The sequence below is a fragment of the Aeropyrum camini SY1 = JCM 12091 genome, assembly GCF_000591035.1.
In the GTDB taxonomy this organism is placed as follows: domain Archaea; phylum Thermoproteota; class Thermoprotei_A; order Sulfolobales; family Acidilobaceae; genus Aeropyrum; species Aeropyrum camini.
Genome location: NC_022521.1, coordinates 583,777 through 606,887 on the forward strand (window position 1 = coordinate 583,777; position 23,111 = coordinate 606,887).

The 23,111-nt window shown below is 56.8% G+C and carries 26 protein-coding genes and 1 rRNA gene; 10 read left to right on the top strand and 17 right to left on the bottom strand.

Going from position 1 to position 23,111, the window contains the following annotated elements; all coding sequences use genetic code 11:
• Window positions 1–28: 28 nt before the first annotated feature.
• Both ACAM_RS03205 and ACAM_RS03210 read left to right on the top strand, forming a co-directional pair.
• A complete protein-coding gene (locus ACAM_RS03205) occupies window positions 29–751 on the top strand; it encodes an orotidine 5'-phosphate decarboxylase / HUMPS family protein (RefSeq protein WP_022541367.1) in 723 nt (240 codons plus the stop codon).
• Window positions 742–1,461 carry a creatininase family protein gene (locus ACAM_RS03210; RefSeq protein ID WP_022541368.1) on the top strand — a complete coding sequence of 240 codons (720 nt, stop codon included), beginning with the start codon at window positions 742–744 and terminating at the stop codon, window positions 1,459–1,461. The genes ACAM_RS03205 and ACAM_RS03210 overlap by 10 nt, the downstream gene beginning before the upstream one ends.
• A 76-nt stretch (window positions 1,462–1,537) precedes the next feature.
• Here ACAM_RS03210 and ACAM_RS03215 read toward each other — a convergent pair whose 3' ends face one another.
• The gene (locus ACAM_RS03215) at window positions 1,538–2,386 is read right to left on the bottom strand and encodes a voltage-gated potassium channel (RefSeq protein WP_022541369.1); all 849 of its coding nucleotides are present in this window, start codon (window positions 2,384–2,386) and stop codon (window positions 1,538–1,540) included.
• Between the two features lie 98 nt (window positions 2,387–2,484).
• Here ACAM_RS03215 and nucS point away from each other — a divergent pair, with 98 nt between their 5' ends.
• Window positions 2,485–3,276, top strand: coding sequence for an endonuclease NucS (gene nucS / locus ACAM_RS03220; RefSeq protein ID WP_022541370.1), 792 nt, complete (start codon window positions 2,485–2,487; stop codon window positions 3,274–3,276).
• A gap of 31 nt (window positions 3,277–3,307) precedes the next feature.
• On the opposite strand, the gene ACAM_RS03225 is transcribed toward nucS, so the two are convergent.
• The 6 genes from ACAM_RS03225 to ACAM_RS03250 all read right to left on the bottom strand — a co-directional run bounded on the left by ACAM_RS03225 (window position 3,308) and on the right by ACAM_RS03250 (window position 7,145).
• Window positions 3,308–3,592 carry a U6 snRNA-associated Sm-like protein LSm6 gene (locus tag ACAM_RS03225; protein WP_062662566.1) on the bottom strand — a complete coding sequence of 95 codons (285 nt, stop codon included), beginning with the start codon at window positions 3,590–3,592 and terminating at the stop codon, window positions 3,308–3,310.
• 25 nt (window positions 3,593–3,617) lie between these two features.
• On the bottom strand, window positions 3,618–3,989 hold the full coding sequence (locus tag ACAM_RS03230) for an MGMT family protein (RefSeq protein ID WP_082398346.1): 372 nt from the start codon (window positions 3,987–3,989) through the stop codon (window positions 3,618–3,620).
• Window positions 3,990–4,018: 29 nt separating this feature from the next.
• Window positions 4,019–4,139: ribosomal RNA gene (gene rrf / locus ACAM_RS03235) — 5S ribosomal RNA — on the bottom strand.
• Between the two features lie 48 nt (window positions 4,140–4,187).
• Entirely contained in the window at window positions 4,188–5,345 is a 1,158-nt protein-coding gene (locus ACAM_RS03240; protein ID WP_022541373.1) for an ATP-binding protein, read from the bottom strand.
• 47 nt (window positions 5,346–5,392) lie between these two features.
• Window positions 5,393–6,217: a hypothetical protein gene (locus ACAM_RS03245; RefSeq protein ID WP_022541374.1), complete on the bottom strand. Its 825-nt coding sequence runs from the start codon at window positions 6,215–6,217 to the stop codon at window positions 5,393–5,395.
• A gap of 166 nt (window positions 6,218–6,383) precedes the next feature.
• The gene (locus ACAM_RS03250) at window positions 6,384–7,145 is read right to left on the bottom strand and encodes a methyltransferase (RefSeq protein ID WP_148706379.1); all 762 of its coding nucleotides are present in this window, start codon (window positions 7,143–7,145) and stop codon (window positions 6,384–6,386) included.
• A gap of 289 nt (window positions 7,146–7,434) precedes the next feature.
• Here ACAM_RS03250 and ACAM_RS08390 point away from each other — a divergent pair, with 289 nt between their 5' ends.
• The gene (locus tag ACAM_RS08390; RefSeq protein ID WP_022541376.1) at window positions 7,435–7,602 is read left to right on the top strand and encodes a hypothetical protein; all 168 of its coding nucleotides are present in this window, start codon (window positions 7,435–7,437) and stop codon (window positions 7,600–7,602) included.
• A 114-nt stretch (window positions 7,603–7,716) separates the two neighbouring features.
• Window positions 7,717–8,580: a DMT family transporter gene (locus ACAM_RS03260; RefSeq protein ID WP_158318588.1), complete on the top strand. Its 864-nt coding sequence runs from the start codon at window positions 7,717–7,719 to the stop codon at window positions 8,578–8,580.
• A 22-nt stretch (window positions 8,581–8,602) separates the two neighbouring features.
• Here ACAM_RS03260 and ACAM_RS03265 read toward each other — a convergent pair whose 3' ends face one another.
• Window positions 8,603–10,789: a metallophosphoesterase family protein gene (locus ACAM_RS03265; RefSeq protein ID WP_148706381.1), complete on the bottom strand. Its 2,187-nt coding sequence runs from the start codon at window positions 10,787–10,789 to the stop codon at window positions 8,603–8,605.
• Between the two features lie 164 nt (window positions 10,790–10,953).
• Between ACAM_RS03265 and ACAM_RS03270 the strand changes: the two genes are divergently transcribed.
• The 3 genes from ACAM_RS03270 (at window position 10,954) to ACAM_RS03280 (ending at window position 14,933) form a co-directional block, all read left to right on the top strand.
• Window positions 10,954–12,156, top strand: coding sequence for a hypothetical protein (locus tag ACAM_RS03270; protein WP_022541379.1), 1,203 nt, complete (start codon window positions 10,954–10,956; stop codon window positions 12,154–12,156).
• A 224-nt stretch (window positions 12,157–12,380) separates the two neighbouring features.
• Window positions 12,381–13,850: a sodium:solute symporter family protein gene (locus tag ACAM_RS03275; protein WP_022541380.1), complete on the top strand. Its 1,470-nt coding sequence runs from the start codon at window positions 12,381–12,383 to the stop codon at window positions 13,848–13,850.
• Window positions 13,851–13,916: 66 nt separating this feature from the next.
• Window positions 13,917–14,933: a DUF1152 domain-containing protein gene (locus ACAM_RS03280; protein WP_022541381.1), complete on the top strand. Its 1,017-nt coding sequence runs from the start codon at window positions 13,917–13,919 to the stop codon at window positions 14,931–14,933.
• A gap of 5 nt (window positions 14,934–14,938) precedes the next feature.
• On the opposite strand, the gene ACAM_RS03285 is transcribed toward ACAM_RS03280, so the two are convergent.
• Complete coding sequence (locus ACAM_RS03285; protein ID WP_148706383.1) at window positions 14,939–15,289, bottom strand: hypothetical protein; 351 nt, start codon at window positions 15,287–15,289, stop codon at window positions 14,939–14,941.
• 151 nt (window positions 15,290–15,440) lie between these two features.
• Here ACAM_RS03285 and ACAM_RS03290 point away from each other — a divergent pair, with 151 nt between their 5' ends.
• Both ACAM_RS03290 and ACAM_RS03295 read left to right on the top strand, forming a co-directional pair.
• A complete protein-coding gene (locus ACAM_RS03290) occupies window positions 15,441–15,614 on the top strand; it encodes an aCcr1 family cell cycle regulator (RefSeq protein WP_010866106.1) in 174 nt (57 codons plus the stop codon).
• A 158-nt stretch (window positions 15,615–15,772) separates the two neighbouring features.
• Window positions 15,773–16,666, top strand: coding sequence for a CBS domain-containing protein (locus tag ACAM_RS03295; RefSeq protein WP_232502322.1), 894 nt, complete (start codon window positions 15,773–15,775; stop codon window positions 16,664–16,666).
• Between the two features lie 152 nt (window positions 16,667–16,818).
• Here ACAM_RS03295 and ACAM_RS03300 read toward each other — a convergent pair whose 3' ends face one another.
• The 8 genes from ACAM_RS03300 to secY form a co-directional block, all read right to left on the bottom strand.
• Window positions 16,819–17,604: a DUF2192 domain-containing protein gene (locus tag ACAM_RS03300; protein ID WP_022541384.1), complete on the bottom strand. Its 786-nt coding sequence runs from the start codon at window positions 17,602–17,604 to the stop codon at window positions 16,819–16,821.
• A gap of 327 nt (window positions 17,605–17,931) precedes the next feature.
• Window positions 17,932–18,234: a 50S ribosomal protein L14e gene (locus ACAM_RS03305; protein WP_022541385.1), complete on the bottom strand. Its 303-nt coding sequence runs from the start codon at window positions 18,232–18,234 to the stop codon at window positions 17,932–17,934.
• A gap of 48 nt (window positions 18,235–18,282) precedes the next feature.
• Window positions 18,283–18,843, bottom strand: coding sequence for a (d)CMP kinase (gene cmk, locus ACAM_RS03310; protein WP_062662549.1), 561 nt, complete (start codon window positions 18,841–18,843; stop codon window positions 18,283–18,285).
• Entirely contained in the window at window positions 18,798–19,070 is a 273-nt protein-coding gene (locus tag ACAM_RS03315) for a 50S ribosomal protein L34e (RefSeq protein WP_022541387.1), read from the bottom strand. Before ACAM_RS03315 ends, cmk begins: the two co-directional genes overlap by 46 nt.
• 42 nt (window positions 19,071–19,112) lie before the next feature.
• Entirely contained in the window at window positions 19,113–20,453 is a 1,341-nt protein-coding gene (locus ACAM_RS03320) for an amidase family protein (RefSeq protein ID WP_022541388.1), read from the bottom strand.
• A 52-nt stretch (window positions 20,454–20,505) separates the two neighbouring features.
• The gene (locus tag ACAM_RS03325; protein ID WP_022541389.1) at window positions 20,506–20,934 is read right to left on the bottom strand and encodes a hypothetical protein; all 429 of its coding nucleotides are present in this window, start codon (window positions 20,932–20,934) and stop codon (window positions 20,506–20,508) included.
• 22 nt (window positions 20,935–20,956) lie between these two features.
• Complete coding sequence (locus ACAM_RS03330) at window positions 20,957–21,565, bottom strand: adenylate kinase (RefSeq protein WP_022541390.1); 609 nt, start codon at window positions 21,563–21,565, stop codon at window positions 20,957–20,959.
• Between the two features lie 2 nt (window positions 21,566–21,567).
• On the bottom strand, window positions 21,568–22,941 hold the full coding sequence (gene secY / locus ACAM_RS03335; protein WP_022541391.1) for a preprotein translocase subunit SecY: 1,374 nt from the start codon (window positions 22,939–22,941) through the stop codon (window positions 21,568–21,570).
• Window positions 22,942–23,111 lie beyond the last annotated feature (170 nt).

The following is a 23,111-nucleotide window of genomic DNA, read 5'->3' on the forward strand; positions in this document are numbered from 1 at the left end:
ATTGATTCGCACTGGAGGTAGACGCGGGGTGGCGGGCCCGCTTAGAGTACCTGGGAGGCTAGGATCCTCCCTAGCGGAGTGCGGCTACGTTCTCCAAGTGGCTCTCGACTACACAAGCCTCTGGGACGCTGTAGCGCTGGCCTCAAGAATAGGCGTGTGGAGAGGGCTGGCCCTAGAGGTTGGGACCCCGCTTTTGAAGGCCTATGGGGCGAGGGACTCTGTGGCGGCGCTCAGGGGTGTTGCAGGGGGGGAAGCCCCGGTTGTTGTCGACACTAAGACGGCCGATGCTAGCGACGTGGAGGCGGATATAGTTGCGTCAGCTGGGGGCGACGCGTTCACTGTTGTGGCCGCGGCCCACGAAGTCACCCTGAAACAGGCCTCAGATGCTGCTGGCACCCGCGGCCTCGCCGTTTACGGCGACCTCGTCGTCAGCAGGGATCCACTGGGCGACGCTAAAAGGGCTGTGGAGGCTGGGGTCCACATAGTGCTTCTACACCTAGGCCTAGACGTCCAGAGGGCTCTTGGGGTCACAGCCTCCTCGAGAGTCGACCTGGTCAGGAGGATGTCCTCGGAGATAGATGCTACCATAGCTGTGGCTGGGGGTGTCAAGCCTAGGGAGGCGGGAGCCCTGGCATCAGCTGGTGCCTCTATAATTGTCATAGGCGGGGCCATTACAGGAAGCCATGACCCCAGGGGTGAGGTTGAGAGGGCTCTAGAGAGCCTCAGGGGTGCTGGGTTTAGATGCCGCTAGATCTCGTCAGGATCTCCAGCTTTCAGGCGGCGGAGCTTCCGGGGAGGACGCTGCCTGTGATACCCGTAGGGAGTGTGGAGCAGCACTGCAACCTACCCCTGGGCACCGACGCTATCCTGGCTGAGGCTGCAGCCCGGGGCGCCTGCGAGCTGTTGGAGCGCGAGCACGGTATCACCTGCCTCCTCCTGCCAACGCTATACTATGGCTTCAGCCCCGAGTGGTCGGGCTACCCTGGAACCATAAGCCTCTCCCTATCTACACTCCATTCCATACTCTTCGACCTGCTCTCCAGCTTGAAGGGCTGGGGGTTTGAAAGGGCGGCTGTTGTGAACGGCCATGGCGGCAACACTAGCGTGCTCGAGGCGGCGGCGAGAGAGGCGTCGAGGAGGCTATCCATGGTGGTTGGCGTGGCAAACTACTGGGCCTTCCTGCCGGGCCGGGAGCTCGGGCATGGAGGCGAGGCTGAGGCCAGCTTGCTTCAACACTTGGCTGGCGCAGTTCCCTCCCAAGGTGGTGTTGAGAAGTGTAGGAGGGTGAGGACATCCCGCTGGGGCGGGTGGATAGCCAGCCCGGGTGCCGGCGGGGGTGTGGGTGCTTACGCACAGGGCTCCGGGCCCGTAACGCTGAGTGGAGTTGAGGAGATGCTCAGGGGCCTCTCTAGGTTCCTCTACGACGTGTGGAGGCAGCCGGTGGAGGAGCAGTCGATATAGTCCTTGGGAGAGGTAGAGCCGTTCCTGCGGGCGATGGGGTGGAGGCTCCTCCAAATATAATATTACCTAATCTAGCTTAGTCCAGTCTCTTCTCCAGCCTTCTAAGACTTCTAAGGGTATTTATGAGGTCCTCAAACTCTTCTTCGCTCATGGATGAGACCATCTCGGCGAGCTTGGTGGGGGTGCACCGCTCCTCGAGCTCTCCACCTATTATCCTCTGGAACATGTTCGATACCGTGCCTATGAGGAGGGTTAGAGCGCTTATGCCGGTAAGCATTACAGCTATGCCTATCATTTTCCCTACGGGGGTTGCTGGGACTACGTCCCCGTAGCCTACAGTGGTGGCTGTGACAATGGCCCACCATAGGGCGTCGAAGACCGACTTTATGCTGCTCTCCGGGTCTGGATACTCGACTAGGTATATGGCGAAGGCGCCGTAGAGGACCGTGAGCATTACAGCGCCGAAGAGGTGGTAGAACTTTATCTTTTCCGCAGCATCTGCTACGGCTGAAAGGAACTTGCTCCCCCTGGATATGATGAGCAGGATTCTAAGTAACCTTAGCAGCCTTACGAGCCTGAAGAACCCTAGACCCGCTAGATGACCCTCGATAAGCGCTAACAGGCCGGCTGGTATAAGTGTGGGTATCTCGTAGAAAGTCTTCTTCAAATAGCCCCGAGGGTCTCCACTCTTGTACGCACGGTAGGCATAGTCGATCCAGAGTATAAGTACTAGGACGAGATCTATAAGGTAGAGTCTTATGAGGTAGTCCCTGCTAAGCTGCATAGTGTACTCCACTACAACGACTATAACAGACAGGAGGGCCGCGTATGAAACCCCCAGCTCCACCAGGGGGTGCTCCATGACATCTCCGATGCTCCTAACCCTGTCGCCGAGATCCGTTAAACCCCTCCTAAACCTAGCCATAACGCTGCACCCGGGAGACGCCTATAGCTCAACACCAATCTCTTCAAAAGGGTAGACCCCTAATTAGGTGGGATAGACTCGGGGTTTGGGGGAGGCTGGTGCCTGGGGAGCAGCAGGAGGGCGGGAGGTTTGGCGTTGCATCAAGCCCCACTGTAGAGGAGGCTGCAGACCTGCTGAAGAGGCTTATCGACGGGTCTTCTATGGTGGTTGCCGCAGGCTTCTGCAGCTCACAGTATGAGGGGCGTGGGGCGAGCGTCTCGACCGAGGGCGACAAGCTCCTCATAGTCAAGCCGGGGGGTGCTGTCATACTCCACGGCCCCCGCGGGTTTAGGCCCCTAAACTGGCAGCCCAACACATCCCACACAGAGGTTTCGGTGGAGAAGGGCACACTAACCATGAAGTTCTACCGGAGGACGCCCCGCGAGGTCCTCACTATAACCTGCAGCAGGGTATGGTACATAGCGTGGGTCAGGTTCCCAGAGGAGGGCGCCTTCTGGATGTACATGACCGAGGACGACCTGAGAAGGGCGGTGGCCTCCAACCCGAGGGAGCTTCTGGGAGAGGATATAAGGTTCTTCGCTGAGGAGAAGAGGACGCCCACCGGCAAGGCCGACCTATATGGTGTTGACGGTGAGGGTAACATTGTTATAGTAGAGATCAAGCGAGTCAAGGCTGACGAGTCCGCGGTAAGACAGCTGGAGGGCTATGTAAGAGACTATCCGACGCAGGCAAGGGTCAGGGGGATACTAGTGGCTCCAGACATTTCGGACACGGCGCGCAGCCTCCTAGAGTCTCTGGGCCTCGAGTTTAGGAGGGTTGACTTGAAGAAGGCGTACAGCCTTATGAAGTCGGGCAGGGGTAGTAGGAGGAGTGTTCTAGACTTCCTTTAAGGGTAGGAGGATAGCTTGGGCCCCCCTTCGATTACACGCCTGTCAGCGCCTTCTCGGCCGCCGTGCTCGCGTCGAAGCTTATGAACTCGACCATGCTACCTTTTATAAGTACTCTGCCGATCTTGGCGACCAGCCTTGTCCCGTTATCCGCAACCTCTATAGCGTCGTCCAGTATTAGGTTCATTGTCGTGTCGGTAGCCACTAGCTTCCCCACGTACTCGCTACCATCCTTCAGCTTAACGTATATCTGGCTGTTGAGATGCTCCTTAAGGTATTTGAACGGGTTTACCAACTGCTTGCCCCCCTTTGTAGCCATCTTGTCCACCCGCTGCTCCCGCTCTTTAATCAGGCTTTGCGGTTGATAAAGCTTCTGTATCGCCAGGAGGGTCTAGCAGGAGGCTGGCCAGGTCTATGATGTGGCTGGGGTGCACAAGGTAGGACCCATTAGACCGGACTAGCCTCACCCCCTCAAGCCTCAAGAGGGCGGCCTTAACCTCGGGGCCGCCCATAGAGTAGCCGCCTATCCTTCCATCGCTCCTAACAACTCTATGGCAGGGGACGACTATGGGGGTTGGATTTCTAGCGAGTATCCTCCCCACTGCTCTAGGGTGCAGCCCCGAGGCTCTTGCTAGGGAGGAGTAGGTGGTTACCGATCCAAGGGGGATTAGGAATAGGAGGGTGTAGACTATCTGGCTTCCAATGCTAGGGGCCATGAGGGGGGCACCAACCTGCTGTAGCGGCCCGGCCCCGGCTTGGAGGCCCCTGCAGGGCCTCTCGGACCCCACTGGAGCCTCCAACGCGGCCGGCTTAACTTCCGGGTTCGAAACGAGTCCGGGTGTTACCCGGCCGCTATGGCCGGGCCGGGCCACTAACAGAGTTTCACTCCCGGTATTTTTAAGTCTTTTGGTAGTCTAGACTGCCGCGAACCTCTCCGTCCACTCCTCGTAAGCCTTAAGCAGCCTGTGGTCGACGCTCGGCCTCCTCCTCTGGAGTATCTCTTTGAAGTCACTCATAGTTATAGGCCTGGGCTCCCCGTCGATCTTACCCTTCTCGAACAGCTCCCTGACAGTGGCCATGTAGGCCTCCCTCACTATATCTGCAATGTCGCTCCCTGTATACCCCTCTAGCATCTCCGAGAGCCTGTCTAGGTCGACGTCGCCGGAGAGCCTCAGCTTTCTGGTGTACATCTCCAACATCCTCCTCCTAGTCTCCCTGCTCGGCAGGGGGACGTAGATCCTCTTCTGGAACCTCCTTATAAAAGGCTCGTCCAGCTTCCAGGGCTTGTTTGTAGCGGCTATGACGTAAACGTGAAGCCTGCTGCCCTTGTCCTGTATGCCATCCATCTCCTTTAGGAACTGGTTTCTAACTCTAACCTCGCCCCCCACCTCCGAGCCGTGGACTCCGAGTAGGGCGTCGACCTCGTCTATGAATATTACGACGGGCTTCCCCTCCTTAGCCTTCTTGCGGGCGTAGTTGAACAGCTTCTTAACGTTCTTCTCGCCCTCACCCAGCCACTTGCTCATGATGTTGGCGGCGTCGACGTAGAGGAACTCTCCGTCGATCTCGTTGGCCACGGCCGACGCCAGCATAGTCTTACCCGTGCCCGGGGGGCCGTATAGAAGTATCCCCCTAGGCCAGCCCAGGGGGAAGAGGTCGGGCCTCTTAACCGGGAAGACTATGGCCTCCCTGATAGCCTTCTTAGCCTCCTCCAGCCCCGCTATATCCTCGAAGGTTATGCTGGGCTTTTCCTTCAACACGAACTCTGGAGCCTCATCACCATCACCACCCCCATCCTCTCCCCTAGTGTCTACGTAGACCTCATCGCCAGACGCCGGTATCATTCTCGCCTTCCTCTCGAGGTCCTTAGCCTTCTTCCGATACTGGGCTATCAGCCTCCTGTAAATGTGGGCTAGAGGGTAGTCGGGGTAGTTTCTAACAATCTCCGTAAGATACTCTATAGCCTTGTTAAGGTTGATAATAGCGGACTCGTAGTCCCCCCTCTTCTCCGCGTCAACAGCGGCTAAGGCATACTTCTTCGCGCTACCCTCCAGGTAGGGCACCGCCCTCACTCAAGCCACCCCCTACAGTTCACAAGCCCCCCGGCTCTCCGGCCATGCTAGCCTGGGGAGGCCTCTCTGCCTGATGCAATGCGTATGAGACCCTTCTGCTGGAGCCTTCTAAGGGATTTTATGATTTCCTCCTTCTCCACGCCTAGCTCGGCTGCTATCTTGCTTATCCTCACCACTCCACCGCTCCTCTTGACGTAGTCGTAGACCCTCTGGTCTATATCGTCGTCCCCACCCTTTCCACCCACGATCCGCTCGGGGTCGGGGACGAGGTCGTCGACCTCCCTGCTGACCTCGCTCAACACCCTCCTTATCTCCCTCTTTATCTCAGGGTCTAGCTCCACAGTTGCGGCTGGGACGGGTATGTTGTTTACTGTAAGCGCCGTAGACCTCACCACCCTCTCGGTCGACTGCACAATGCTAGTTAGCCTCGCCGCTATCTCGGGGCTTGTAGCCGCTAGGTACTCGTCCATAGCCCTCATGGCGAACTCGAGAGGCGCCAGCGCCTTGGCAAGGGATTCTATGCTCCTGGCGTCCTGTATCCTCACTATGGCCAGCTCGATAAGCCTCGAGTACATTGTTAGAGCCTTTAGTATCCTCTTCTTCAAAACGATCTCGGCCGCGTGTATATGTAGGGCATCGTAGTCCCTCCTCCTAGCGGCGTCCAGCATTTTGTCGTAGAACCTGTTTATCTCCGCTAGCACAATGTTCTTCATGGAGTCGACTTCCGTCTTTGTAAGCTGAAGCCTAGCCAGTATCTCGTCGTAGTCTACACCCTCCTCTCCATAACCAGTTTGATGCCCGGCCTTACCGCCCGGGCCCCATCCTATTATGCCGAGCCTCCTGACTATGTCTATAACCACTTCATGCTTCACCCCGAGCTTCCGCCACATCTTTAGGGGTGCCACATATAATCTCGGGCAGGGTGTGTAAGACCCTGTAATTACCCGAAAGCCGCTGAACCATGTTACAGAGCCGCTCCACATCTAGGCCGGAGTACTCTCCAGCCCGGGCCTACCCGCCGCTACCGCCAGCTAGACCTCACCTCTTCACAGCAACAAGGCCGAGCGCCCTCCTCCTAAAACCGAGGACCTCGAACCCAGCCTCTCTTAGGAGCCTAGCCACCCTCCCAGGAAGGTTCAGCCCCCTAATCCTCCCGGGCTCACCTGTATAGTGGAAAAGCCTGCCGCCTCTCCTAAGAACTCTGTGGAACTCTTTGTAGAGGTCCATGGTGTAAAGCCTGCTTGTCGACTTTGAAAACCTTGGGGGGTCGTGTATGATAGCGTCGAAGACAGAGTCCCTGAAGATGGAGACAGTCTCCACAGCGTCTCCAAGCACAACTCTTACCCTGCCATCCCTAAGGCGGTAGCTCCATGGGTTGATAGAGGCCAGCTGGAGCACGACCTCGTCCACCTCAACCGTATAGACGAGCGAGGCTCCCCTATCTAGTGAGGCTACCGCAGTGTACCCTAGCCCGGTGCACACGTCGAGCACCCTGAACCCCCTTTTCACAACTAGGGAAGACTTCGACGCCGCATCCCTCCAGGGATCGACGTCCACAACCCTATGCATGTGAATCCCGTTTATCTCAAGAGTAGGAGGCTTCCCACCGGGTAGGGGGACGAGCTTGTAGTATGAGCCTCTGTACGCCTCAGCAGCACCTACAAAGCCATGGCCATCCACGATGGCCATGCTCCTTCCGCCGAGGGATGCTGCGTGCTCGTCGACAACGAACCTAGACCCCCCAGTTGACAGGATGGCCTCGCCGTCTCGACACTCTACCTCAAAAACTAGACTACCCACTCTCACCGGGGAGGGGCGGTTTTCGACGCTATACCCCCAGCTATTACAGACGCTTAGAAGCTCCCTGGCCAGGCTTGAAGGGAGGGCTATCCTCTCCAGGCCCCCGATACTGTAGACTTCAGCAGCTACCGCAGAGCCACCCCCGCAGGGACACCGGTTCCAGGTTATTGTGTAAACAGCTGTGGATGCTAAATTAGCTAACGGCTATATATAATCTCGCCTGATACAATGTTTAACGCTTAAAATCATAGGCGATAACCCCTTAAACCGGGGTAGGAGGGCGACTACATTGAAGAGACTAGTCTACTCTAGGGAAGAGGAGGAAGAGGAGCTCTGGGAGGAAGAGGAGGAGGAAGAGCTGGAAGAGGAGGAGTTTTTCGACGAGGAGGAGCTAGAGGAGCTTGAGGAAGAGGAGGAGCTCTGGGAGGAGCTTGAGGAGGAAGAGGAGGAATTATAGGAGGCAAACAGGCCCCACCCCTTCTTAGCAGATCATCTCTCAACTTCTCGGGAATTATAAGATACTATACATTTTACCTTTTCACATATGCGAAGGCCACTCTGGGATACAGCCGTGTCTTCACTATTGGGGTACGCCCTTGCGTACACCGCCAGCCTGCTGTTTGCAGTGTCTGACGTGCTCGTTAGAAAGGCGTCGAGGGATATAAGCCCGGTCGGCATACTGTTTCTCTCCCTAACCTCAGGCATACCGAGCCTGGCTGTTGCGGCGCTGCTTCTGGGAGAGCCTCCCCTCCCCGGGGTGGAGTACCTCATTCTATACTGTATCATAGGGGCCGGCCACTTCTACTTCGGAAGACTCTTCTTCTACACGGCAGTAGCCGGTCTGGGAGCGTCTAGCGCGGCAATTATAGTGTCCGCCACACCCATGCTCTCCAGCCTCCTGGCTGTGCTGCTTCTAGGGGAGGCTCTAAGGCCCCAAGTACTAGCAGCTCTAATCCTGGTCACCACAGCAGCCTACATAGCGGCGAGAAACCCGTCGGGACGGCCGCTCCAGAACGTTAGCCGTACGAGAGCAGTACTTGCAGCGGCCGCGGCCACCATGATATTCGCCTCCACAACGGTGGCGGTTAGATGGATCGGGTTCCACGCTGACTCCCCGATAACGGGGGTAATAGCCTCCTACACGGGGGCCTACCCTCTTGCCTTGGCCACGGTCGAGCTCAGAAGGGTCTCGTGGGGAAGGCCAGCCCTCTACACAGCACTCGCCGCAGGCGTTGTGGTCGCTTTCGCCCAGGCGTCTAGATACTCCTCGCTAGAGCTAATACCCGTGCCTGAGGCCTCCGTGCTCTTCGGTCTATTCCCAGTAAACACTGCTCTCATATCGGCGGTTGTAGGGGGAGAGGATGAGAAGCCCTCTAAAAAACATGTTTCAGCGGCGCTGATGTCGGTTGCGGCCGTAGCCCTAATGTTCTCATAAACCAGTTGTCTCCCAAAGCTCTCTATCCAGCCCTCGACCTGTATACAGCAGCTGCTAGTATTATGATGGCAGCGGCCACCGCAGCCCCCAGTATTATGAGAGAGCTGTCGAAACCGCCGCCTACTGTTTGCCCAGTCTCAACCGTTGTGGCTGTAGCAGTTTTCTCCCCTGTCTCCACGGTGGTTGTGGTCACGCTGGTCTTCTCTCCCGTTGTCGTTGTTTCCACCGTCTCTTCCATCGTTGTCGTCTCCGGGACGGTCTCCTTTGCCGTTTCCGTCTCAGTAGTTTCAGTTGTCTCGGGTGGTTGAGTGGTTGTCGTGGTCTGGGGTGCAGGCACTTCAAGCTCTATAACAGCCTCGCTGGTGTTTCCAGCAATGTCTACCGCTGTCACTTTTATGCCCTCCATGCCTGGTACCGCCTGGGTTCTTATCACGTAGATTGAGGGGTCTAGACCGGAGAACACTGGCACCTCATCGCCCGTCCCCAGGACCTCAGCGTATATCCTCTCTATGCCCCAGCCGACGTCGGACACTTTCACCTGTATAGTCACTATGGAGCCTGGGAAAGGCTTGCTTGGCACTACAGACTGGACCTCTATCTGCGGCGGCGTTTCATCGGGCTCGCCGTACATCACCGTCTTCCCTATGCTGCTGTCTATTTCGAACGTGCCTATACCCAGGTAGTAGAGCCCTTGGTCCACAATCCTGATGTCTACCGGAGTGAGGCCCTCAGCTATGAGGTTGTTCTTGTAAACTTCCGCTGGGACCGCCTTGGATAGGGGGTAGACCAGTGTTAGCCTCTCTAGCGCTACCCCGAAGTCCTCGATATTGTATATCCAGGAGTAGGACTTACCGCCGGTTCCGTAGGATGAGTATACCTCGAAGCCAGTGGTGTCTATGCTCCCCTTCTCAAGCCTGTACTCACGGTCTAGCGATATAACCTCCACCTGACCGTCTGCCGTCACCCTAACTACCTTAGCCCCCCAGAAGTAGCCCTGGGGGTGGCCGTGCATTGATGTGGTTGTGGTTATGAAGTAGACGGCAGTGTTGTCCTGTCTAAAGTAGATGGCGTCGGCGTCCCGGTGCACATGGCCTGCGAAGACCACCTTGACTATTTCATACTTGTTTATTATGTCGAAAAACCTCTCCACTAGGTCGAAGTGGGATTCCCAGCTGCCGTAGAGGGCTCCTCTAAAGCTCTCTGGGTCTCCCTTATACCTTCCTGGGTCCGAGAATATGGGGTGGTGGAACATTATCATGGCGACCACGTTTTCTCCACTGTACTGCGACAGAACGTTCTCAAGGAAGTCCAGGCCCTCCGGCTCGACATACCCTTCCGACTGGCTGTCCAGCCCTATAAACAGGAAGTTGCCCCACTTTGCAGCCCAGTATCTGGCTGGAACGTTGTATTTGCCGTAGAAGTCGAGCAAGAACGCTTTCAGGCCCGGAACCTGGGCCCAGTCATGGTTGCCGGGCGCTGTAAACGCAGGGACGAGCAGCTGGTTCATAGCGAAGACCCAGTTTCTATAGGAGCTTACGTTGATGCCGATGTCGCTAATATCCCCCGTAACCACTACGAGGTTTAGGCCCAGCTCGTACTTGAGTGTGTTGATAAGGGCGACGTACCTTGCAAGCTTTAGATCGTTCAATATACCCTTGTCTATAGCCCCAAGCTGCGTGTCGGTCAGGTGTAGGATAACAAGCTCCTCCGGCGGGGCGTCATACACTATAAGGGAGTGCGGCATCCAGATGATATCGCCATCGGAGAGCACTAGGTAAAGATTGTAGAGGCCCGGGGCCGCGTCCGAGGGTAAAGAGAGTCTAGCCAGTGCTGCGCCCACCACGTAGCCATCCTTTATTGACACCGAATCGGCCATCTTCTCTACGGACTCTACCGTGAGATCTACCCTAGATCCCGTCTCAACGTTAACCACATACGCTGTGGCTACTTCTACATAGGTGCTAAGCTCCACCTCTATAGAGTCGCCGGGCCTGGCCGCAAGGGGCTTTGCCCAGGTGGGATCTAGGATTCGGGCCTCAGTTTCGACGGACTGGAGTACAGCCTGCCAAGGCTCGGGAGCCTCGCTTATAGCAGCAGTTGCCGTGGCCTCCGGAGCACCCGGGATCGGGCTTGCTAGAGGGGCGAGTAACGCTAGCGCTGCGAGGAGGAGTAGGGAAGCTCCAGCTACGGGCGTTCTCAAACACCACACCGTAATTCACCCTATTCCTAGTAAACCCCTTTATAGTGGAAGGCCTCCTGTTGAAGTGGACGTGTCAAAACCGGTTTTACACGCAGCTGAAAACAGGGGGAGGCCCTCTTATTAGCCCTAGAGGTTTGAATGGGAATCCGGACGTGCTGGCAGGGTGGAATGTATTGGCTAGGCCTGTGCTAGCGATCCTCATGGCTAGTCTACTCATCGCTCCCCTACTGATGTCCGCTTCATCCCTAGCATCTCCCGGAGGAGTGATGGTGGCGGTAGACGTTAGCCACGGCCAGGGTACAGAGGGTCTCGACACTATAGTGTCGAGCTGTGCGGGCTGCATCTGGGTTCTCATACTCGCCGACGAGTCTCAGGAGGCGAACATAACGCCTGATATTCTCGGGCTGTTCCAGGAGAAGAGGTATGGGGGGCTAACGCCGGATAACCTCTCCGACGTGGACGTGCTGCTCATAGGCCAGGCCGCTTCTCTGCTCTCCAACGATGAGGTCTCAGCTATTGCAAGCTGGGCCTCCCAGGGGAAGAAGGCTGTCTGGGTGGCTGGGGACAGCGACTACCCAGCCCAGGGTAGCGAGACCGCTCAGCAGGTTGTAAACCAGGTTCTAGAGGCTCTGGAAAGCAGTATTAGGATCGATTATATCAGCGTGGAGGATGACGAGAGCAACGCCGAGAGGTCCTACAGGGTAGTGGGCATCGTCGATCCTGAAGGCGTCTTCTCATTCCTAAAGGAAGGCCTGCCCAACGGCGGCAAGGTGCTCTTCCACGGTCCAGGCGGCCTCTTCGTGATAGGCACCGACGGCACCCCCGCTAACCCGATTAAGGAGCCTGAGAAGAAGCCGGACAATGTGTATGTCATAGTCAGGACCACGGAGAACTCGAGGAGCGTGCAGCACCAGGACCCGAGTAACGGCGGCCTCCCAGCAGTGCTCTACGACCCCCTAAGCGACTTCTACAACACCGGGCCCTTCCCGCTGATGATGGCTGAGGTTAAGGATAACGTGCTAATATTCGCCAGCAGCGAGACCATGTACGGCGGCTACGAGCCTATGACCGCCCCCGAGTACTACGGGGTACAGCTAGACGGCCCGGAGTTCGTGTCAAAGGTAATAGCCACTATGGTCGGGTTCACTCAGGGCACTTTCATAGTGGTTGAGAAGGTCATAACACAGACCGAGACGGTCACCGAGACTGTGACTAAGACCCAGACGGAGACTACTACGGAGACCGAGACAGCCACCGTTACGGAGACAGTTACTGAGACTACTACGGTTACGGAGACGAATACAGCGGTTATAGCGGCCGCAGTGATAATAGTACTAGCCGCCCTGGGAGCAGCGTTCTTCCTACTTAGAAGATAACAGCTGGAACGCTGTGAGAGCCCGGGGGCGTTCCGCCTTAACCCACCACACATTTCTTTTCTATAAATTCCATAAATACTCTACTACGGTGCTCAGCCTTCTTATCACCCGGCTCTGGATCCCCGCGATCTGATCGAGGCCCCGGTCTATCTCGTGCTTCACGTCTAAACTATAGTACTAATCTTTTAGCTGTTGGATTTAGCTTTTAAACGGGGTGGTGGAGGGTGGCTGGTCAGGCTGTTGTCGTCAGCCTCCTAGTCCTCCTTCTCTACCTGGCTCTTGGCTCCTTGATAACTGTTTATGCTAGGAGGAGAATGGCTCGTGGGGAGGGGGAGTTCTACCTCGCGGGTAGGAGGCTAACTGGGTTTCTATCGGCTATGACCTATGCCGCCACTACTTACAGCAGCTTTATGATCGTCGGTCTCGTAGGCCTCGCTTATTTTACGGGTATTGGCAGTCTTGTTTTCGAGCTCTCCTATCTTGTGGCTACTGTTGTGCTGCTCTCAATATTCTCCCATAGGGTTTGGAGGATGTCTAGGGAAAGGGGCTGGGTTAGCCCTGGCGAGATGCTGGCCGACCTCTTGGGCAGCCCTTGGGTTGCTCTGGCTGCCAGCCTTGTTTTCCTGGTGTCCCTTGTACCCTATGCATCGGCCCAGCTGAAGGGTATTGCGGAGACCATAGTAGCTATAGCCGGGTATAGCCCAGACAACACTGGAGCTTATATAGCGGCGGTTGGGGCGGCCTTGTTGATCCTCCTAGCCTGGTCGCTGGTTGCGGGGGTTAGGGGCGTTGTTCTTACAGACGCTTTCCAGGGGTTGTGGATGCTCACAGCCGGTACCCTGCTGTTCCTATGGTTAGCCTCCAGGGTGTTCTCGGGGGCTGGGGCGGGCGAGGTCCTCACAGCCATGGAGTCTGCAGGGCTTTTTAGGATGTGGAGTTCGAGCCTGCTGATAGGCTTTGTGACTCCATGGGTCTTCTTCGCCGTAACCAACCCTCAGGTGGTCCAGAGACTCTATATGCCGAAGGACGAGGAGAGCCTCAGGAGGATGATACTCTACTTCGCCCTCTTCGGTCTCTACTATACTCTCCTGGTTGTGGCCATAGGTTTTCTCGCTAGAGCGGGGGTGGAGCTGGGGATAGTAGACATAGACCCCCAGGGCAGGGACCAGGTTACCCCCCAACTCTTATCCCTGGCGCACCCCCTGCTGGCGGCGCTGGTTTTCACCAGTATTGTGGCGGCTTCGGTCTCCACAGCAGACAGCATTATACTCGCCCTGGCGAGCAGCGCCTCGAGGGATATAGGGTTGCTAGTGCTCAGGCTAGGGGAGAGGGAGAGGCTGAGGCTCGGATACGGGGCGGCGGCTCTCTTCACCGTTTTGATGGCTGCTTTTGCAGCCTCCAGGATAGGCTATATAGTCCAGCTGTCTGTGTTAAGCAGTGTTATGCTGCTTGGACTGGCCCCCGTTACCATAGCAGCTTGGCTCGGGCTGAAGGTAAACCCGGCTTTTGCAATATCTTCCATAGCCGCGGGGCCCTTAATAGTTGCTGCCAACGTCCTCTACCAGCTGGCGATGGGAGGGGGGATCTCCCTGAGCCCTGCTAAGGTTGTGCTGGGGTTGCCTCTAAGCGTTTGGGTGTTGATCGTGGCTATAGCCCTAACTCTAGCCGGACTGGTTGTTGAAAGGAGTAGATAGTATTTTTCAATTATAAGTAACATGTATTTTCCTATGAACCGGAGTACAAGCGGTGGTGGGGAGGCTTTGAAGCGTATAGGGGATTTAGAAGACCTCGCCGACGCTAAGGTCCTGGTTTTCGGTGCAGGAGGAGGTGGAGATGCCCTCGGCGCCATACACCTCTACAGACGGCTGGAGAGGATTGGGGCGAGGCCTATACTGGGCAGCATCGTCTGGGAGAGGAGGGTTGTAGACCCAACCCCAGGGCCGATTCCGGTGGAGAGCATAATAGGGTCTCAGAAGATAGCAGAGCATGCCGCAATAGTTAGGGGCTGGGAGTATGTTGAGAGGGGGGGTGTGAGGTTCATCCCCCAGATAGTTAGGGCTTCTAGAGTGCTTGGCGTTGAGGCCGTGGCACTCGGAGTTGACGGGGGAGCCTTGGGCCTTGCAAACGCTCTCGAGACCCTGGAGGATTTCTACGGGCTCGACGCTATCATAGCCCTTGATTCCGGGGGCGACGCGCTTGCCCTGGGCTGCGAGGAGGACCTGTGGAGCCCGCTCGCAGATGCCGTCAGCCTCTCGTCCCTTAAGGAAGTTAACATTGGTGTGAAGCTCCTTGCAGTACACGGTTACGGCGTAGACGGTGAGCTACCTAGGAGCTACGTCCTCAAGAGGATAGCCGACGTTGCCAGAGAAGGGGGGTTGGTGGGCTTCACCAGCATAACAAGACTGGACGCAGGGGCTCTAGATAGGATTGAGCGTTATTTCGTGAGTGAAGCCTCGAAAGCCCCAGTCTGGGCTTTCAAGGGCGAGTGGGGGGGAAGGAGTATAAGGGGGGGTAGCAGGGTTATCGAGCTAGATCCTCTCCAGGCCACCACGGCAATAATGGATATAGATAAGGTGGTGTCACTAACTCCCCTCCCACACGCTGTGGCCAATAGTAGGAGCATCTACGAGGCTAACTCTATACTCAACGATAGGTGCGTCTATACTGAGCTCAACTTGGAGGAGGACCTCGCATCGAACCCTGGGTTGAGAGCAGCTGAGGCTAGAAGCAGGGGCAGGAGACTCCTTAGAAGGCTAGGTTGCAGGCCTCTCTGCTAGCGTCCTCACTCGTTCTTCGCAGGCCTTATCGCAGAGTATGCCTTAAGTGACATTACAGTCTCCTCTAGCATCTCAACCCTCTCTATAAGATAGGTTATAGCGTCTTCCATCTGTCTGTACTTGCCTTCGAGGAGTGTGAGCTTCATCCTATAGTCTTTTTCAAGCTTGTCCACCTTCCTGCTTAGAGCGAGCAGGGTTTTAGTAGATTCCTCGCTCGGCTCTGAGGCGAACCCTTTGTTAAGCCCCATCTTTATGTAAAACTTTATAATGTCGGTGACCTGAACGCCGAGCTCGGCAGCCCTCTTCTTCAGCTCGCTATACACGCTATCGGGGAGTGAGAGGTGAACCGTTGGCATGTCTTTCCCCATAAAGAAGAATACTGTAGTCCTAGTATTTAAATTAATCTGTCCATGTCTTTCCCCATGGAGAATAAGACTGGAATCCCATTAGAGTAATGTATTTCACGAAAAAAGACTCTATAAACTATGGTTTGGGGGTTGAGGAGGCGTGCGCGTCGTCAGTTTCAAGATAGAGGAGGATCTGCTGGAGCTGCTTGAAGAGTATGCTAGGAGGAAGAACCTGACTAAGAGTGAGATAATACGGAGGGCGCTTGAGAAGTATCTTAGGGAGAAGCCCGATATGAAGCCTTATGTAGGGAAGGTTATGAAAATATATGCCTAAATCCACAGTTTTATGCTTGACGTCGGACTCGAGACCCTCCCTTATGATTATTCTCTGGCTATAGGCTTATGGAACGCTAGGTTTCTTTCAATTTTCTATATAAAAGTTTTATACGGTTAAACCGTGACAAATTTAGTCGAGGGTCTATGGACTTGAAGATGCTTACCAGCCTTCAGAGGGAGGTTCTTGAGACTCTTGTGTCGCTCTATGAGAGGCACAAGAGGATGATAAAGAGTAAGGAGGTTGCAGAGGCGCTTGGCAAGGACGAGGGTACTGTGAGGAACGTTATAATGTGGCTCAAGAGCCTGGGGCTCGTTGAGAGCCGCACGGGCCCCGCTGGAGGTTACATGCCGACTCTGAAGGCCTACGAGGTTATAGGTGTTCAGACCCCTACTCTCAGCCACGTCACCTACGGGCAGGTTATAGTGGAGAAGGATGGTAACCAGTACCGGTACGCCGCGCTCGATATGGAGATAATGGGTATATTCGGGAGCGACACTATGAAGGCCGTGGTAACGGTCTCGGGCAACATAGCCCCTGTTGAAAAGGGCGATCTGGTTAGGGTTGAGAGCGTGCCCGTACGGAAGTTTGCGTTGGAGGGGAGGGTAGAGAAGGTGAGCAAAGAGGCTAGACAACTGATGATAGTTATATCCAAGATGACCGTGATACCGAATATCAAGGTTAACAGCCTGATATCTAGAAAGCTCCTAACGGTAAGGCACAACATGACAGTTAGGGAGGTGGCCAAGTTCCTCTACAGCCACGGCATTAGAGGGGCTCCGATAGTCGACGACAAGAATAACATCATAGGGTTCATAACCACCACAGACATATCAATGCTCATAGCCCGGGGCGAGGACCTCGATGCGACAGTTGACAGGTATATGAGGAAAACAGTGTTTACTATAAACGAGGACGAGAGCATATACGAGGCTATGAGGTACATGGACTTCAACGGCGTGGGGAGACTAGTGGTTATAGACTATGCTGGCAGACCACTGGGCATAATAACCAGGACAGACATTCTCAAGGCTCTAATAGCGGTTAAATAATGCGGTGGCTACCAGGGTATGTAAGAGGCTCACGCAACCCCAACTCTGCTTGAAAGCTCATAACATCCAGCCCTGCCCAGAGATCTTGGGCTATAGGGGTTGAGAGGTCGGGGCGGTCCGCTGGCGGGTTGGAGGTCCTGTCTATCCGCCTTCTATTTCTCCGGGGGTTCGAGCCTCTTCTCCTCTCTTCTCCCCCTTCTTCCCTTCGATTTTGGTAGGATTGAGTCTAGTATCCTGTTGTTTAGGTTGAACACGTCTTCCGCTATGACTCTTATGTATTTGTCGTCGGGGAGCACCTTCCTCCCTAGCCATGAGAACTCGAGGGCTAGGGCCTGCTTTGTAGCTTCCTTGGTTAGCCTGTCTCTCACCTCCCCCTTCTGTATGTTGTCGGCTATTTTGAAGGCTATGTAGAATCTGGCGTACTTGGAGGCCATGTCCTTGTACTCTGGGAAAGCCTCGGAGAGCCTTTTGAGCAGTGTCTTGAGCGAGTCTTGGTTTGAGAAGCCGAAGTAGACTTCGGCGAGCTTCAGTCTCAGCATCCTGGCTATAGTGTTTTCGTCGAAGCTCCCCCCGAGCAGAGTCTCGACCTTCATCCTCGCGGTTGAGGGCTCTTCCGTCAGCAGTATCTTTATGGCCTCCTCATACCTTATCTCGTCGTGGAACACCTTGTCGAAGAGCTCTGGATAATCGCTCTCCAGCCCCATGCCATACTTGCCCACCACATAGAGGCTTGCCAGCTCCTTCTCGAAAAGGTCGGGCGGGTTCGCCGCGCCCTTCAGAGGCTTTATCCTCTCCCTACTGTACACCTCCTTCAGTATCTCCACGGCCCTCTCCCGCGTGAGAGCCCCCTTCTCCCACTCCTCGAGCAGCCTCTCCCAAACATCCATCAGTATGGATACCCTCCTCCTAATGCTGACACCCCTAGGCTTCCTCTCCACATCCAACCACCATAGACTCCCGCAGCCCTACATGGGGACGCGCGCAACGTAACCCCTCTAGCGTGTACACCACTCTAACGGGGTGTGATCCCGTACCTTTAAAACTGAAATTCCCCTGGGGCTTCCCTCTTAGGGAGGGTGGCCGGGGCTGGCTAAATGGCCTCCTTTAAGGCCTGGTGTTAGGGTTGAGAGGCTTGAGAGAGGCCTGGAGGCTGGGTGCCGGGAGGGCACTCTGTATAGGGTGGATCTGGGTGGTGTTGAGAGGCTGTTGAGGATGTGTGAGTGGGTTGAGAGGGATTGTGTCTTCGAAATTGTTTGGGAGGAGGGTTAGAGTGTGAAGGGCGATACCCTCGCTATCCTCACAGGCTCTCTCATGAAGTCGGCCAGCCCGGCCTCCTCGATGGCTTTGAGGACCTCCTCGTCGCTCGCCCCCTTCTGGATCTCGACTTTCTTGTCGAGTATCTCGATGTGGTCTATGTTGGCCCTCCTCCTCCTAACGCCTGTGAGGCTCTTGGGCCCCGTAACGAGAACGAAGTTCTCGTCTATAATATCAACTATCACACACTTCCTACCGGCCTCCCTACCCCTAGTCTTGACGCATATCCTCCCAACCTCGACAACCTTAGCCATACTGTCCACCCACATTCGCCTAGGCCGTGCGAGGGATTTTAAGGGTTTTCAGAGGCCCCTCCTCCTGGCCCCCTCGAGGACTAGCCTGTATGTGTCCTCGACGCCGTACCTGCTGGTGTCCACTATAAGGTGGAATATGGTTGTGTCGGTCACGTCGATGCCATAGTACCTCTTGAACCTCATCCTCTGGCTCCACTCCCTCTCGAGAGTCTCCACAAGCGCCCTTCTAAGGGTAACGCCGTCTCGCCGGGCTATACGCCTAACCCTAACCCACATTGGGGCTTTGACGAGCACGAGGTAGTGTGCAGTATCCTTGAGTAGCCAGGCGGCGAGATGGCTGTCTATAACCACGCCGCCCCGGGAGGCGACGCCCAGGGTCCTCCTATCAATCTCTAAGTCTATCCTTGGATCCTCCTCGGCGAGCCTGCTCATCTCCGCCAGGCTGAGGCCCCTTTCCCGGGCTAGGCTGCGGAATATAGTTCCTGTACTGTAGTATGAGAGCCCCAGGTCCTCCGCAAGCCTCTTGGCGTAGGTGGACTTGCCGGAGCCCGGGGGCCCTGATATCACGACGACCCTGCTATCGCCTCGAATATCAGCTCCGCTAGGCATGTGCTGCAAAGCACCCCTCCGTAGGGCCTCTCCGGCCTCTTAGCCGTCTTGCTCAGCCTCCTAACCCTGGGGGGCCTGCCTCTCGGGACCCCGCCTAGAGGCCTCCCGCACCTAGCACACCTGGCGGGCCCCGGCTTGCGCCTCTCATAGTGAACAACCGTATAGCCCCCTGGAGTCCTGCGGTAGACCCTCCTCAGGCTCCTGCTCCTCAGGGCAGGCCTGACCACTCCGCAGCACCCAAGGATACCGCTCCTGTTAGGCGGAGGCTATTAATGGATGGGCTCCGCCCTGTAGGGTAGCAGTATGGCGGCTGCAAGGAGGGCCTCGAGGCTCCCGGATGTGAGCAGTAGTGGAGCCGGGGCTCCGCAGTCAAGCCGGGACGGTCCGAGGGGTATGGAGATGCTGTACAGGTCTAGCGCGTTGGCTAGGGATGTGAATACTATGGCCCTCCTTGTGTAGGCGATCCTACCCGCATCCTCCACGGGGATGCACCCCCCGGTTGCGACGGCCGGCGTGGCAAGCACTGGGGAGTCGGGTATAGGGGTTGAGGTCCTAAGCTTCTCCAGAACCCCCTCCGCCGCCTCTCTCCAGGCGTGGAGCATGGACCCGAGCCTTAGCAGCTCCCTGAGCCTCTCGGGAAGCCTAGCCATACACTCCCCGCCGCAGTGCCTCCCCGCCCACTCAGCCGCCTCCGAGAGGGTGACAGTAGCTCTAACAGGCTCCAGCGTCCTGTAGAGGCTGTGGAGCCTTATGCTGGCCGTGGAGAACGCGCCCGAGGACCTCGCCGACTCAACCTGCTCCTCATAGACGGCGCAGGCCCCGGGGTCCAGGGCTTCCCTGCAGAGGAGCCCCAGGTCCTCGGGGGTGAGTAGTGTTATGGTGGCTAAACCCTCGGCAGCGGCCCCGGCAGCCAGGATAGCCCTCTCCCCCACACCCCGGTAGCCCAGGGCCTCGAGACCCCTTATCAGGGTCTTTATGCTGAGGGAGAGGATGCCCGGTGCCTCGACGCTGGGAGCCATACCCCTGTGCCCCCTATAGTCACCCCTCCTGAGCTTCAGCCCCAAGACCCCGGTATAGCCCGCCGGTATCCTAGCCGACCCCCCGGCGTCGCTGGCCAGGGCTAGGAGGCCTGGCGCGAGCAGTGCTGTGGATGCGGCTCCCCCCGAGCTACCTCCAGTAGTGTACCTGGGGTTTCTGGGGTTTAGGGTGTCTCCTAGGACCGGGTTGAAGCCCGAGGTCCCCAGGGCTAGGATGTCCATCGAGGTCCTCGCATACGGTTTGAACCCCCTGGCCTTCAGGGCCGAGACCACCCAGGGCTCTCCACCGGTGTCGAGGGGCAGGCCTGTGCCCCAGCCCGCGGGCTCCCTGGGGAGCGGGTAGACGTCCTTATAGCTAAGAAGCCTGTTGGGGCTGTTATCCTCGAGCCCGCCCCTGCATATTATAACGGCGTTCAGCCTCTCCAGCCTGCTGCACAGCCCCGGCTGCATACCACCCTTAGGCTCCCTCGCCTCAAACAGCTTCACCCCCCTCTCCAGGGCTGAGTCGAGTAGGCTCGAGGCGCCCCTAACGCCAGCAGCTATCGAGCCTGCAGCGGATTCCAGCCTGCCCACAGCCAGCTACCGAAAGATATTCTGGACGTAAATACTGTTTAATGCTACCACACTACACCATCTCATCCCTATACAGGAGGGCAGCGTAGAGGAAGGAGAAGAAGTGGGCGAAGAGGGAGCTGAGCATGGGACCCTGGGGGGTGTCTATGGTGAGTAGGGGTAGCCTGTAGGGTGAGGGTATGGCTGGGACCAGTGTGAGGGCTGCCACCCCCAGTACTGTGTAGATAGCCATGAGGAGGCCGATCTTGACTATAATACTCCTGAATATAATGCTCCTGGCCCTCCTAGCCTCAGGAGCCGCCTCCCTCAGCTTCTTAGCAGCCCTCCTACTCCTAGCCGCCTCCCTCTCAAGCTCCCTATACCTGCTCGACACCTCCATAGCCCACAAAACAGCCTCCCGGGGGACAAGCCTGTTGTAGAGGGTCTTGGCGAGGTAGACCGAGAGAAACCCGGTGGCTACGGGTACTAGGTAGACAACCATGCCGGCCCCCGCCCCCTAGGGGCTAGAGGTTCTTTATCAGCTTCAGGAGGTCCTCCGCAGCCTTCGACGCCTGGCCCTCCCTGTTCTCTATTATCGCTACCGTGCTGGCATATTGTATGGCGCTTGCTATGCTAGCGGCCCTGGCGTTCTCCATAAGCCTCCTCACGCCCTCGACGCCGCCTATGTCAACCCTGTACCTCGTGGTGTCTCTAGCCTGGCGGGCTGCAACCTCCTCGGGGGATGCCTCCACAACTGCTATCATGTCCGGCTTCAGCTCGTCGAGGACGTGCTTTGGCAGGCCTGGCCAGTAGCCCGCAACTGTCTTGACGAGGGCGTGGGTGTCAACTATGAGCACCCCGTCGCCTCCGAGGGTTTTGGAGGCCTCGTCAACTATCCTCTTGGCAGCCTCCCTCTGAAGCTCTAGCTGGCTCCTGAGGGGGAGAGTCCTGATCTTGTCCCTATCCTCGACCAGCCCCAGCTTGACTGCCGTGTCGAGCATGAAGCTGCCGAAGTTTACCACGTGAAGCCTCACACCCTCCTTCTCGGCGAGCCTCTGAACCTCCCTTATCACGGTGGTCTTGCCGACCCCGGGTACCCCAGTGACCACCACGACTCTGAAGGGGTGCCTCACCGTCAAACCACCTCCTCGCCCAGTATCCTCCTCAGCAGCGGATAGGTCTCGAGGGCCCTCTCCCTCGTTATCATAGCGTAGTACTGGTTTATTATACCCACCGCTAGGAGGAGGCCGGTGCCGGTGCCGTAGGCGCCGAGAATATCGGCTACTATGACGAGGGCCGCTACTATAAGGCTGCTCAGGAATGTCAGCGGGTATATGTACCTCCTAAGCACCCTCTCCAGGACCCGGGGATCGCTCCTCATACCGGGTATTGCCAGGCCTCCCTTCACCAGCCTCTCGGCCTGCTCCCTTGGGTTGAGCCCGGCTATCTCAACCCACATGTAGCCGAATACTATGGAGAGGAGCGTCCACGACACTATGAAGACGGCAGTCTTGGCAGGGTCGGCTATGCTCTGCACCACCCCCCTCGGGGGGGAGAGGTAGTAGACTATGCTCGAGTAGATCTGGTAGGCCCTGCTATCCACCCCCAGGTAGTCCGCCAGAAGCCCCTGGACGAGCAGCAGGTCGGAGACGAGTATCCCGACCAGCAGTATGGGTATGTTGGTCACGTATATGAACTGGAGAGGCACCCTGCTCCTGATCCCCTTGAACCTCTCCGAGGTTATGGGTATCTCAACCCTCATAGCCTGGAGGTACACGAGTAGTATTATCGCGGCTAGGGTCGCGAAGAAGCCTGTGAGGTCGGGGAAGCCGTTGGGCCTTGCAAGCAGGGTTAGGTCGGGGTTGGAAAGGAGGGCTGGTACGAGGCCGTAGTCGAGAGCCACCCCGGGTATGGTGCCGAACATGCTCCACACAACACCCTGGGCCACCCCCGCGAGTATGAAGAGGCTTATAGCGCTGCCGATGCCCCAACCCTTCTGCATGACCTCGTCAAAGTATATCACGAGTAGGGCGCCAAGGAATAGCTGTAGCGAGACTATAGCGTAGTCAAGGGGCCCCGGCTGTATAGCCGTCCCCACCCAGTACCTCCCGCCCACAGTGAAGGCCACGGCCTCCAGGGCTGCGAAGGCGAGGGCCAGGACCTTCTGGGCGCTTGTGAACTTCCTCCTTCCCTCGGGGTCCGCGAGGTCTAGCTTCACTATCTTTGCCCCGACGAGGACCTGGATTATCAGGCTCGCGGTCACGATCGGCCCTATACCAAGCTCCATCAGAGTCCCGGCGGAGCTAGCGAATATTATCCTCTGCAGGTCGACCTGGCCCCCTATGTTCTGCGGTGGTATGCCGTACAGCGGGATGTTGGACATTATAAAGTATAGAACCAGTATGACGCCCGTCCAGGCGAGCCTCCGATAGAGGGTGGGCTTCCTCTCAGGCTTCCTAACCGCGGGAAACCTCTCGCCGACTGCAGCAAGCACATCTATGACGCCCAAGCGGATGCACCCACTAGGTGAACCCAGAATATTCCCGGGAAACCCGTGTTAAAGCCGAAGGTTAAAAACTGACAATCACCCTCGCCCAAAGGTATCACAACCCCCCCGGGTCGTTAGCCGTGGATGCTCTTGAGGGCTGTTCCGCGCCTCCCTGATTAATTATTGGCTTG